Raw genomic sequence first — 11,403 nt, 5'->3', positions numbered from 1 at the left:
CACTGAGACAGATGGCCCACCGTTTGGGACACACTGCGCGACTTGTTTAGACCCGCAAGTTCTCTTCGCCGAAAGCTCTGTTTCATCCAGTCGACGACTTGCCGATTGGGGAAAACTTTTTTTCGATGTCCAAGCGCGTCCGAATTTTGTCCTGCGCATGTCGAGCAGGGCGCCCAGTGTCTCACGATGTCGCAGAGATACGATATTGCTCGGTAGTTGAATGGATTTCTCGTGACGATCGACCGAATAGATGAGACAATCGCCGGGAACATGCCCCCCCAAGCGTGATTGCGGTGCTACGATTTTCATCGACGGGCTTCCGTCGACTGCCTAGCTGAGCGGCCATGCCTCGGCACTATCGTTCTCCGCCGTGACTCTTTAACCATAGAAACATGTGACCCATGATCGAAATTCGTCCGATGACCAAGCCCGAAGTCAGCCAACTGGTGGACTGGGCCGCAGGGGAAGGGTGGAATCCTGGGCAGAACGACGCCGAGTTATTCTGGCAGCTCGATCCGGATGGCTTTTTAGCCGTCTGCAAAGATGGTGAGTTCGTTGGTGGCGGCGCGGTAATTTGTCACAGCGATTCCTTTGGTTTCATGGGGCTGTTCATCGTCCAAGAGGCATATCGCGGCAAAGGCCTGGGAACGCAACTGTGGTTTGCCCGCCGCGATCGCCTGTTGGCCCAGCTTTCCGCAGGAGGAACCATTGGCCTCGACGGCGTTGACGCAATGGTTCCGTTCTATGCGAACGGCGGCTTCGAGATCTTTACGCGGCATCGCCGCTTTCAACTAACAAAGCCATTGCCGTCTGCCAAGCGGAGTGAACGGATTGTTCCGCTCGATTCCTTGCCGATGCCAAAGGTGACCGAATACGACGCCCAGTGCTTCCCTGCTCGGCGTGACAATTACCTGCCGCGCTGGATCGATCAGCCCGGCGCCGTTTCCCTTGCCTACGTTGACAAAGGAACGCTCCTCGGCTTCGGCGTCGCGCGTCCCTGCGTGATGGGACACAAAATTGGACCATTATTCGCGGACAACATCGATGTTGCGGACGCGCTGCTGCAGGCGTTTCAATTGCAGATCCCGGACGGGCCACTCTTCCTGGATGCCCCAGACAACAACCCTGCCGCGGTCGAGCTGTGCCACAAGTATTCGATGGAAGAAGTCTTCGGCTGCATGCGAATGTATAACGGACCGCCGCCGGAGATCGCTCATGAAAAGATCTTTGGCATCACGACGCTGGAGGTGGGTTAGCCGTCATGGTCTACCAGGTGTGCCCCAAATGTGGCGTCGGTATGCACGGATTGATTAATGACTCAGACGCCGTCGCGTGGTATGCGAAACACCATTCAGGCGTATCACCAGGGGAAACGATCCAAAGTGTGTGCCCTGCTTGCCAGAGAATCGAAATGCCAGATTCTGCTGAACCATTTTCCGATTTAGGTGTGTGTCGATCGAAGAATGCACCGCCACTCCGTGAAGAGGGTTTCTTTTGACTGACGATGGCCGCTTCAAAATTGTCTCCAGCTACACCCTAACGGTATATCCATGCGGCATCCATGCCGGTCAGAAGGTGCAGCTGAAGCGCGATCTTCCGATCAGGGATCCCACCGGCACTATTGTCGCGATTTATCAAGCTGGTGGTGTTTGGCAGGTGCTAAAAGGAACCGTTGACGAGCCAGATATCGTTTGGTTACGCCAGCCTGATGGGCGTCGACACACGTGGGACGACGATGAGCTACTCGATTGGTTTGAAGTCGTTACGCACGACGCAAATTAGAATGCGGATCCCATGAGAAGACTACTTATCGATCGGTTTGAGCAGAAGTTACGAGGCAAACGTCGCCAGTTTCGCGATGCCGTTGCATGGGCACAAGGAACTGATCTCGTACCGGTCCGTGTCTCTGATACGTACTGGAAATTCGTCTTACCGTTACCGCAAGCGATCACCGATGGACCACGTGCGCGGGGTAGATATCGCAGGAATGCATTCCGATTGATCATCGAAGCGGCAAACCGACTAGCTACGTCCTCACTCCGCGAACAGTACGACTTCTACCACGTCGCGATCATGCTGGAGATGCCATCGCTATTTCATAGTCAGGTCGATTTGTTTGTCGATCGAGATTACTTCTCACGGTTCTTTGTTGAAAACCAGTTACCTAACTCGCAGCGACCAAGTCATCTCTTTCATGTCGAGCTGCCCGACTATTTCGATATCGAACGCGGAATGCGAGTCGAAGTCGATGCCGATTATGCTTTTGACTCGTGGATCATCACGTCTTCCGCCTGGTGAACAACGCGTTACGGATCGTAGGCCAATGTTATCGTCACCCTTCGCGACTCGTCTCAGTTCTCTTGAATCTTTGCCTTCTCAATTAATCGAGCCACGTACTCACCCAGTTCTTCTTGGCTGTTCGCTGCGCTGCACGTGAAGTCCTTGGCTCTTTCCTTGAGTATCACCTCGTGATCCGGGGCGATTGCGATGATGAACCCTCGCGGCAATACTAGCTTTGGTTTTGGGCCCAGTCGAAATGTCACCTCGCTTTGAATCGTCGTTTCGTCATTGCCGTGAATACTTACGCCCACTCCTTCGAGCACCTCACGTTCCGTGCTGCTAGATACGACGACTCCCAAGACACGAGAACTGTTCTTGGTTTCGCTTTCTGCAAGCAAAGCCAAACCGGTCCAAGACTCGTCGTTGACCGAGAATGAGAAAGGGACCGATTTCAGCCACTCCTTGGAGTCCGCGAATGCCTGTTGACTCGTCAACTTACGCAGCTCCGTTTTCAGATAAGCTTCCAATTCATCAAAGAATTCCGCTTCTGGTGCGTGAACAGGGGGGTTTTCGACCTTCGCGAAGATGTCATCGTCATGATTGACAAACAAAATCGTTCCTGTCGGAAATTCTACGGCGAGATGATCTTCGTGTTGCAATTGGAAGCCATCTCTTGATTCCACGAGTTGATATTTCGGTCCACGACCACTTTCGAGCCCTTCCCAAACAAGTAAACCGACAATCTTAACTGGCTGCTGTTTGTCCTCGGGAAATTTGATCATTCCGAAGTAATTCCAATGGCGATTATCCATCAGGAAGGGCTCCGACAACACAGTAATCGGGGTCGCATCTTGTGTAGAAGTGCTTGCACTTCCTACTTTCGAACTTCCCGGCACGACTGGACCGCAGCCAAACGCTTGCAAGAGAGTCAGGCAGATCCACAGCATTATCGAGGAATTCATCGCTCGCGCGCGTGGTGTTCCCAAAATCGTAAGTCGTGGCATGAAAGGTGGTAGCCCGAAGAGAATAGCGGGGTCAGGTGTTCGCCGCAGTATAACGGCGTGTCGGTAGCGAATAAACCAATTTCCTCGCGCGAGATGATGTGCCGAATGACAATGCAGTTTTCCAGCAGTACACTGTGAGTCATCAGCGCTCACTTGCTTGGCACGCTTTTTCTCATGGACCAGCCGCATCACTATCAGCCATGTTTCTCCAGTGTGCCGTCCAGCGCGACACAGCGCTGGACGCTGCTGCGAACCTTTGTGCAGCGGTGGTATGATCTGGAAATGCCGCTCGATCGCGATCTGGAATCAGCGGCCCATGAGACACAAGCAGAGCTTGGCCTGCCGCTGTCTGATTCGATTCGGGAGTGGATTGCCTTTGCTAAAGACCTGAAAGCGTTGGGGCGGTTTGAGTACGTATTGCGAGACTGCTTTGAAGTCGCCCGCTTCAAACGGCTCGGCTGCACCACGCTACTGCTGCAAGGGGAAGGGGACGTCTATTGGGCGGTACGGGACGAACATGCCGACCAGGACGATCCCCCAGTTGATTGCCTCCATCGCGACTTGGAAACGGGCCGCTGGACCATTGGTTGGCGTGATACCGATTCACTGACGAGCTTCGTGCTCTGCCACATGGCAGCCTTCCTGGGGCCAGGCTTCACGCGAGTTCGCGACATTACCGATGAAGTCATCGCCGAGCTTACCGACGCGTTCCCCGTTTCATCGGAGTACAACGGAATCCTAATCTTGGAAGATACTGACCTGATCGGTTTCGTTCGCTCGCGCACGGAAGGGGAACCCACGCTCACCATCGCACGCCAACCGTCGTTCCCCGAATCGGCGCTGCCGGAGTGCGTCAGGCGACTTTGTCCTTAGCGGCTTGCTCGGCTCGCCGTCGGTGATAATACTTACCGGGAACCGGGCTGTTGGCCAGCAGAGCGTCGTGCCAGGCTTTGCGATCTTGTGCGTGTATGGTACTGAACCAGGCGTAAGCCACCACTGCGATCAGTCCATAAAGCCAGGGCCAGATGGTCCCCCGGCCGAAGCGGATAGCAAATGGCAGGGAGAAGAAGACGGCCACGTTGATCCAGAGAGCCAATTGGCATCTCCAAGAGGGTTGATAACGCTTTGGGGAAGACATCGATGGTTACTCCTACGTCACGCCTGACGACTTCCACGAGTCATACTGCGTCCTTGGGTCACGGGACATCGGTTGTCACTCGATCGTGATCGCTTACCGCGACCTGCGATTCGCTTTTCTCCAGCGTCGATTCTTCGCCGAATTCCTCTGGTCTGCGATCAATCGGTTGAAAAATGCGACAATAGGGCTCGCCGTTTGGCCGCCTAATTGCTTGCAGCGGGTAGATAGAAGCAGCCGTGGCTAGGGCTACGATCCAGACCTGAAGATTCACCATGATGACAGCTTCCGGACTAATCGGTTCCGACAGTGACATCGCCAGGGCAAGGATTCCCCAGGGAATCATGATCACGATCCCCCAAGCCACCCAACTAATTCGCCAACGCGTAACTCGCGAAGCGAACAATGCTGGCAACGCCGTGAGTATGACTACTCCCGTGAAGATGGCCAGCATGATCAAGATCGGCAAATCAAAGTCACCCTCAAACACCCTTTGCCATATTCGGATGAGGACGCTTCCCCAAACGACGCATCCTGCGAAACAAAAGGAGACTAACAGCATCATCTGCAAGATCGAGAACTGCGGAAATGCAAACGGTTTTCCCAGCCACCATCCACACAAGTGCCTAATGCACCAAATTGAAAAGATCGTGTTCGCCAGCAAGAGACTAACAAAATAAAAGACTTCATCTGATCCGTAGAATACATTACTAACCCAGTAGAGATAAGGAGCCAACACGAGAAGCAACCCAGCACGAATCCACCAACGCGCTGCTCCGCCGACGATCCACATTCCGGCTAGACAAGCCTGTAAGAACAAGATGTAGATGGGTTCGCTGAAGCCCCAGAGGATATTAAATCTGGTCATCTGCGAGAGATGCCCACATGCGACCAGCACCACAATCAACCCAAGCAGTCCGTTCCAGCGGCCATCTTTGTTCACCTGTCGTTCACCTCGTTGAGATGTTGCCTGTTAATTCTGCCCACGTGAAGCCGACGTAACGAGATACTCATTGCGGCACCCGGGAAGGCCAGATGATCCACAGGCTGGTCGTTCGCGGAAATCTAGGACCCAAGCTAAGTACTATCCGAGCGGACTTTATCTGAGCCCCATTCCAATCCATCTTTTGATGATTGTTCTGCGGCGAATCTCTTGAACTCTACGTCTAATTGCCAGAACACTGGATAGAACGAAGAGCCATCTTTATTCTTGATTGCTTGCAGCGGGTAGATCGTGACTGCGACGACGATGGCAACTCCCCAGGTCCATAGATTAATAAAGAATAGGATCTCGTCACCCATTAGCCAGGCCAGTATCAGAACCGCCCAAGGAAAGATACCAATTATCGTGCAGGCTGCCGCGACAACGTATTTTTGATGCCTCGACGACTGGAACAGCGCCGGAAAGGCGGCCAACGCGGGAACACCGGAAAAGATGCTGAACTTAGCCACCAAACTCCACCGGAAGAACGTGACGATGTTGTTGATCAGATCGACGGTGGCACGTCCCCACACCACGCATAAGGCAAAGCAGAACGATACCAAGAGCATCATTCGCAAGATCGAGAATTGGCCCGGTGGCTGAATCTCGTTTAAGCAAATACGAGCCAGAAGCTGAGCGATGCTGAATACCATGATGCTGACAAGGAACACACTCGTCATTTCATCCAAGGTCTTCTCCGGATTATATGTCAATTGTGCCATGCCATAGAAACAAGGATACAAAGCAAGCAGCAATAACCCGCGAACCCACCATCGCGCGGCGCCACCAGCAATCCACATCCCGATCAGTGAAGCTTGAACCAACATGAGTGGTTGAAAAAATGATCGCCATGAGACATCGACGAGCCAGAAACTTGCATGCAGGCACGCAACGATCACCACAATCAACCCAAGCAGTCCGTTCCAGCGGCCATCTTTGTTCACTCGTCGTTCGCCTCGTTGAGATATTGCCTGATGATTATGCCCAAGAGGATCGGCGAAAGTGAGACGCCATCTGCTCTCGGAGGCCCGATGCATTGCTTGGCCGTCCCCCCATTCTAGGCCCAGGAATGCGTCCCTGCCCAGGCCGATTCCAGCCAGCTTGGCCTCGGGCAAATTCCCACGACCAGCCACATGGGGCTTGACAGTTCCAGGGGCCACTTTGTCTCTTAGGGAAACCTGATTATTATGCTTGGATTGCTGACCATGCCTGACCCGATTCTTTTGCAATTGGACGGTTACCTGTCGGCATACCTCTTACAACAACCAGCAGCGTGGAAACGGCGAGATGGAGCCGTACGTTTCAAAGGGACAACGATGATCATCGATCTTCAGGCGGATGCCGAAACGATCTACAACTATCTACAAGAGCGAATCGACGAGTATCCCGAGTACATCAATGCTGGCCCGGGCGACGATGAAGATCCGATCTCGCTGATCACCTTCGGCTATCAAGCCGACCAGGCCGGCTGGGTTGCGCTGGTATTTGATACCCGCCCCGATGCTTCGCCGGACGGCGAGTGGAACGCGTTCATCGAAGACAACTGGCTCGAATTCCCAGAATGGCAGGAAGCCATCGAGATGTTGTACGACGACGACACGCCAGAGCCCATTGATCTGGTGCTGCCAGATGGCTCCAAGCAGCGAGTCACTCAAGACGACGAAGGCTTGTCCGAAGCGATCGGCGAGATGCTGAAGAATCTTTTGATCCAGGCCCGCAAGGCGAAGCTATTCGCCGATTTGCCGCTGGCCGAGAACTGCATTATGGGTGTCGAAGACCACGACGGCGCCTACGGTTGGCCCGAATGGGAAAAACGGCATAAAGATGGCAAGGTGGTTTAACGAAGACCAAACACGCTAACTGCCGCTTCGTTATTCCAATTCAGCTGGCGGGATCTGCTCGAGTTTCGACAGCACCTCCGCCAACGCCTTTCGCCGATGTACGTTGGTTTCCGCTTCTAGCCGCTGACGCACTTCCGTGGCCAGATGCTTGGCCTCAGGGCCCCAGTGGCGCAGGTTCTCCAGAGCGATCAACTCGATCTGCGTAAACGGCTGGTCGAGTGCCTCGACCACGGCATTGGCCACCTCGGGCACGTTGGGTGAATACGTTCGCATGGCGCGCAACACCGCCTCGCGGATTTCGTGCTGGCGGTCGTCTTGAAGTTCGATCAACAACGGCAAGGCGTCGTCAGGGTCGATTTGCACCACCGCGCGAATCGCGCTCGTCCGAATCGGAATGGACCAGCTGGCGGCCAATTCCTTCAACAGCGGCATCGCTACCTTGGCCTCAGGCCCGATTTCCCCCAACGTCCGGATTGCCCAATACGCGCCTTCTTTATTATCCGCGACGTCCCGAGCCATACTGCTGAGCTTGGCGATCGGCATCAGATCGCTCGGATCGATCCGTGCGATGGTCAGCGCTGCTGAGGTTTGAATTCGAGGGTCGGAGTCTTTCATCTTCTCCTTCAACACCGCAATTGCTGGCCGGGCGGCTTCTCCCATTTCACATAATGCCTGGCAGAGGGCAAGATAATTGGAGCGTTGCCTACGCCTGGGGGCATCTTGCAACATCTCGATCATGTGAGGAACTGCCTGCTGACCGGCCGGTCCCATTTCGCCCAGATAGCGGATTGCCGTGTTGCGATTTTCTGCATCACTGTCGTAAAGCTGTCGTGTGAGGACGATCGCGTACTTGCTTGGTCGCTGAGCCACGCTCATTAACGTTTCCATCGCGTGGTACCGCGTATCGGCGTTCGCGTGACGCATCGCCCGAACCAGAGCAGCCTCGGCACCTGGTCCTGGCTGTGGAATGCCACGCAGTGCCAAAAGAACTTCGACACGGAGCTCATCACTTTCGGTTTGGTCCAGGGTTGTTTTCAGCTGAGCAATCGCTGGCTTTCCGATCTTGTGCAGGGCAGCCAGCGCCGCTTGAGCAACCTCTTGCGAGACAGCGCTGCGTGGTTGGGATCCGAAAGGATCGGCCTGCCACATTAATGCAGCAATGAGTGCTGGCACCACTTGCTCGGCTTCTTCTGGACGGTCCCCCAGTTGTGCCGCCGCTTCAATGGCGGCTTGCGCGTCTCTTCCTTCCAGTGTCGCGATCAAGACTTCCGTCGACGGATCGTGATCTTGAGCAACCGCCGATGTTGCGAGCGTCAGGAAAACTCCCAACGTCCCTATCCTGAGCGATTGAGACCAACGTGACGAAGCCCTTGCGTAATTTCGGTACGTAGCGTGCATGAATCGGTTCCTCAGCGCGGGGGACTGCTGGCCGCATTCTAGCGGTGCTCCCCAGAATGAGGAACCTTTTTGTGAACTTGACGTATCGAAGTTCAGACAAACGACCGCCGGTCATTCCCAGATCGATGCTTGGCGTGTACCCTGAAATTACCCAGCCTCGCCTGCATTTGGGGGCCATGGGCAAGCTGGCAATTGTTAGGAAAGTTTCATGCTCAGAATTGTTATGTCGGTGCTGGCCTTGGTTCTGGGAACTGTGGGCACGATCGCCTGTATCGCTGCGATCGTGGTTATTGGGACCGTGAACCAGCGGGTGACGCATGCGACCGGCAAATTGTTTGACGCCGCACACACGGCCGTGGGGGACGTGCGTCTGCATGTCGAACGTGCCGAGCAGCGGGTCGAAGCAATCAAAATCACTTCGACCACTATCGAAGATCAGGTTAAGAAATGGACCGCCGAACATGCCGAAGAACTGGCCGTTTCCCGCTTAGGCGTTCAGCAACATGTCGACTTGTTTTTGGGCGAGCTCGACAAGATCGAACAATGGGCGGCCACGGTCGAAACATCGACCGAGATGATCGGCCAGGCCCTCGATGCCACGGAATCGCTCGGTCTGCCAATCGATGTCGAGCCAGTCATGGCGCTGCTGGAAGACACGAAGCAGATTCAATTACAACTCGACACTGGGATCTCCGCGGCCAGAAACCTGGGGGAACGCCTCTCGGAAAAAGAGGACGATCCGACTGAACAGAAGAAGCAAATCCTGCGACTTACTGCGCGGGTGATTGCGACGCTGACGATGGTCGACAAGCATATCGCATCCATCGACAACCACCTCGAGAAAATCGAAACCGTCATCGACCATCAAAAGAAAACGGTCGCCAGCTGGGTAAACTTTGTCGCTCTGGCGATTGCCGGCCTGATGACCTGGATGGGCCTCGGCCAAGCTGCGCTCACCTATGTTGGCTGGCGCTGGCTTCGGAGCGGTGATAAAGAAAAGCGTGTCGCGAGTCAGGGCGACTAAACGTCCGTTCCGGCGCCTCTCACTGCTTACCCACCTGTTCAAATGCGGTTCCCATCTGGCGGAAGACCAGGAGGTGTTCGTCTGAGTTCAGCGCGTGTCCAAAATCTCGGACCGCTTCTCGGTACTTCTCGGCTTCCTCGTCATGGCCGTCCGCTTGCAACTGATCTGCTTTCTCGATCATTCCTCGTACGACCGTTTTCACTTGGCCAACAACGATCAACACCTTGCTCATCAATTCCGTTCGGTAGGTATGCGAGAGGGCTGCGAATTCGTCTTCTGAGTATTGGAACACCTCAGGAGCGTCACTCGCGGAGAAGACGGTCGGGTCTTCCAGGATGAGCTGGCTGGCACCTTCAATGTCTTCGCGTTGGATCAAATCAAATAGCTGGCCTGCATTGGAAGCTGGGCCGGTCGTTAACGGAGGTGGCGTAGGGGAACAAGAGCATCCGCTGAAGGCAATCAGTAAAACGCCTGTTACGAAAAAGCTTGCCCGAACCATCATTACCCCCTGGCGTGCGAAAGGCGAACGGCGATCCCACTTCAAATACTAGACATTTCATCTAACATTAAGTGAGACGGCGCACCAGAGTCAAGTTTCGGGTAAACGATTTGACGGCAGGAAGTTCAAACTAAGCAGCTTGACGCGTAGCAGTTACCGTTTTGATCGTCGGCCCAGCGGCGCTATGCGTTGAGGCAATCGCGTCCCGTTTCAGCGCGGCAATGTACTTCAAGCGGCCTTGGCGAATGGCGCCGTGCCAGAAGTGCACGAAGTATTGAAAGCGGCGATCGGCGGACATGGGAAACAGGTTAATCGCTGCGGCGCGGATCTGTTGGCGCGTCCATTCCCGGAACTGCTCTCGTTTCAAACGGCCGAAGCGATTGAGGAACTTTTCTCTTTGTCGCCATTCCCAACTAGCGGCCGGCTGTTCGTCCGCTGCTCCGAGATGGCTGCAGCGACATTCGTCTTCGCCGTACTCGATCAGCTCGGCGGCGAGCTCTTTCAAGCATTCCTGATTGCCATGCGAAACGACCGAACGCTCCGCGCAACCCACACGTGCTCCCAGCGATTCGAGCTTCCGACCAATCATCATTTCCGAGAAGTGGCCATACTCTGCCTGGAAGCCACCAGCTTTCTCCCATAACGCTCGCTCGATCAGTGTACCCCGAATCGCGACCTTACACTTACGAGCTCCCATCCAGCGCACAAAGTCTTCCTCGAAGATCCGCTGCTCGCCAGCGGCAATGTGATTGCCAGGCAGTCCATCGCTAGCACTGCAGGCTACCGGCAGTTGATTTTGGCGTACGTAATCGAAGATCTGCTGCAAGCAATCAGGCTGCGGCACACAGTGCGACTCGGTGATGTAGAGGTACTTGCCCCGTGCTTCTTCCGCACCCGCGTTGTACAGTCCGTTCACACGCAGCCCAGGCCGATGAACCCAGCGTACCGACGGAAACTGTTCAAACAGCGAAGCCAGCGATTCAGGTGAACGTTCCGACGTCGGCACAATCACCTCGAAAGGAACATCAATCTGCTGCTGCGTGAAGCCTTGCAAGCATTCCAGCAAGTGCCCTCGATCATCCGGTAACGGAACGACGACGGAAATCAAAGCGAATGCTGGCATCTCTTGCACGTGCGAATCCATTCTACTGACTGGGGTTTGGGTAGTAGATCTTGCGGATAGATAGTGCCCCAGTTCCGATAATCGGAATAGGGTACCCAGCGACTTTATCCGGACCTG

The 11,403-nt window shown here is 54.7% G+C and carries 13 protein-coding genes; 6 read left to right on the top strand and 7 right to left on the bottom strand.

Going from position 1 to position 11,403, the window contains the following annotated elements; genetic code table 11:
• Nucleotides 1–401: 401 nt before the first annotated feature.
• The 3 genes from C5Y83_RS06025 to C5Y83_RS06015 all read left to right on the top strand — a co-directional run bounded on the left by C5Y83_RS06025 (nt 402) and on the right by C5Y83_RS06015 (nt 2,298).
• A complete protein-coding gene (locus C5Y83_RS06025) occupies nt 402–1,256 on the top strand; it encodes a GNAT family N-acetyltransferase (protein ID WP_199194994.1) in 855 nt (284 codons plus the stop codon).
• A 238-nt stretch (nt 1,257–1,494) separates the two neighbouring features.
• Nucleotides 1,495–1,782, top strand: a complete 288-nt coding sequence (locus C5Y83_RS06020) for a hypothetical protein (protein WP_105328748.1) — start codon at nt 1,495–1,497, stop codon at nt 1,780–1,782.
• Between the two features lie 12 nt (nt 1,783–1,794).
• The gene (locus C5Y83_RS06015; RefSeq protein WP_105328747.1) at nt 1,795–2,298 is read left to right on the top strand and encodes a DUF3916 domain-containing protein; all 504 of its coding nucleotides are present in this window, start codon (nt 1,795–1,797) and stop codon (nt 2,296–2,298) included.
• Between the two features lie 53 nt (nt 2,299–2,351).
• Here the strand turns inward: C5Y83_RS06015 and C5Y83_RS06010 are convergent, their stop codons facing one another.
• Complete coding sequence (locus C5Y83_RS06010; RefSeq protein ID WP_146117659.1) at nt 2,352–3,092, bottom strand: hypothetical protein; 741 nt, start codon at nt 3,090–3,092, stop codon at nt 2,352–2,354.
• Nucleotides 3,093–3,458: 366 nt separating this feature from the next.
• Here C5Y83_RS06010 and C5Y83_RS06005 point away from each other — a divergent pair, with 366 nt between their 5' ends.
• A complete protein-coding gene (locus C5Y83_RS06005; protein WP_146117658.1) occupies nt 3,459–4,157 on the top strand; it encodes a hypothetical protein in 699 nt (232 codons plus the stop codon).
• On the opposite strand, the gene C5Y83_RS06000 is transcribed toward C5Y83_RS06005, so the two are convergent.
• The 3 genes from C5Y83_RS06000 to C5Y83_RS05990 form a co-directional block, all read right to left on the bottom strand.
• On the bottom strand, nt 4,138–4,422 hold the full coding sequence (locus tag C5Y83_RS06000; protein WP_146117657.1) for a hypothetical protein: 285 nt from the start codon (nt 4,420–4,422) through the stop codon (nt 4,138–4,140). The genes C5Y83_RS06005 and C5Y83_RS06000 overlap by 20 nt on opposite strands.
• A 58-nt stretch (nt 4,423–4,480) precedes the next feature.
• A complete protein-coding gene (locus C5Y83_RS05995) occupies nt 4,481–5,362 on the bottom strand; it encodes a hypothetical protein (RefSeq protein ID WP_105328743.1) in 882 nt (293 codons plus the stop codon).
• A gap of 134 nt (nt 5,363–5,496) precedes the next feature.
• Complete coding sequence (locus C5Y83_RS05990; RefSeq protein WP_146117656.1) at nt 5,497–6,345, bottom strand: hypothetical protein; 849 nt, start codon at nt 6,343–6,345, stop codon at nt 5,497–5,499.
• 261 nt (nt 6,346–6,606) lie between these two features.
• Here C5Y83_RS05990 and C5Y83_RS05985 point away from each other — a divergent pair, with 261 nt between their 5' ends.
• Nucleotides 6,607–7,242, top strand: a complete 636-nt coding sequence (locus C5Y83_RS05985) for a hypothetical protein (protein ID WP_146117655.1) — start codon at nt 6,607–6,609, stop codon at nt 7,240–7,242.
• Nucleotides 7,243–7,272: 30 nt separating this feature from the next.
• Here the strand turns inward: C5Y83_RS05985 and C5Y83_RS05980 are convergent, their stop codons facing one another.
• Nucleotides 7,273–8,571: a HEAT repeat domain-containing protein gene (locus tag C5Y83_RS05980; RefSeq protein ID WP_158262249.1), complete on the bottom strand. Its 1,299-nt coding sequence runs from the start codon at nt 8,569–8,571 to the stop codon at nt 7,273–7,275.
• Between the two features lie 277 nt (nt 8,572–8,848).
• Between C5Y83_RS05980 and C5Y83_RS05975 the strand changes: the two genes are divergently transcribed.
• The gene (locus C5Y83_RS05975) at nt 8,849–9,664 is read left to right on the top strand and encodes a hypothetical protein (RefSeq protein ID WP_146117654.1); all 816 of its coding nucleotides are present in this window, start codon (nt 8,849–8,851) and stop codon (nt 9,662–9,664) included.
• 19 nt (nt 9,665–9,683) lie between these two features.
• Here C5Y83_RS05975 and C5Y83_RS05970 read toward each other — a convergent pair whose 3' ends face one another.
• Together C5Y83_RS05970 and C5Y83_RS05965 are read right to left on the bottom strand one after the other, a co-directional pair.
• The gene (locus C5Y83_RS05970; protein WP_105328738.1) at nt 9,684–10,166 is read right to left on the bottom strand and encodes a hypothetical protein; all 483 of its coding nucleotides are present in this window, start codon (nt 10,164–10,166) and stop codon (nt 9,684–9,686) included.
• A gap of 127 nt (nt 10,167–10,293) precedes the next feature.
• Nucleotides 10,294–11,286, bottom strand: coding sequence for a glycosyltransferase family 2 protein (locus C5Y83_RS05965; RefSeq protein ID WP_233207147.1), 993 nt, complete (start codon nt 11,284–11,286; stop codon nt 10,294–10,296).
• Between the last annotated feature and the right edge of the window lie 117 nt (nt 11,287–11,403).

It is taken from the genome of Blastopirellula marina (assembly GCF_002967765.1).
GTDB classification, from domain to species: Bacteria; Planctomycetota; Planctomycetia; order Pirellulales; family Pirellulaceae; genus Bremerella; species Bremerella marina_A.
This window is presented reverse-complemented; position numbering and strand designations above follow the sequence as displayed.

Coding starts and splice junctions, on each gene's coding strand:
- C5Y83_RS06010 (WP_146117659.1), bottom strand. CDS start 3,092: ATGGATAATCGCCATTGGAATTACTTCGGAATGATCAAATTTCCCGAG.
- C5Y83_RS06015 (WP_105328747.1), top strand. CDS start 1,795: ATGAGAAGACTACTTATCGATCGGTTTGAGCAGAAGTTACGAGGCAAA.
- C5Y83_RS05970 (WP_105328738.1), bottom strand. CDS start 10,166: ATGATGGTTCGGGCAAGCTTTTTCGTAACAGGCGTTTTACTGATTGCC.
- C5Y83_RS06005 (WP_146117658.1), top strand. CDS start 3,459: ATGGACCAGCCGCATCACTATCAGCCATGTTTCTCCAGTGTGCCGTCC.
- C5Y83_RS05985 (WP_146117655.1), top strand. CDS start 6,607: ATGCCTGACCCGATTCTTTTGCAATTGGACGGTTACCTGTCGGCATAC.
- C5Y83_RS06000 (WP_146117657.1), bottom strand. CDS start 4,422: ATGTCTTCCCCAAAGCGTTATCAACCCTCTTGGAGATGCCAATTGGCT.
- C5Y83_RS05965 (WP_233207147.1), bottom strand. CDS start 11,286: ATGCCAGCATTCGCTTTGATTTCCGTCGTCGTTCCGTTACCGGATGAT.
- C5Y83_RS05975 (WP_146117654.1), top strand. CDS start 8,849: ATGCTCAGAATTGTTATGTCGGTGCTGGCCTTGGTTCTGGGAACTGTG.
- C5Y83_RS06025 (WP_199194994.1), top strand. CDS start 402: ATGATCGAAATTCGTCCGATGACCAAGCCCGAAGTCAGCCAACTGGTG.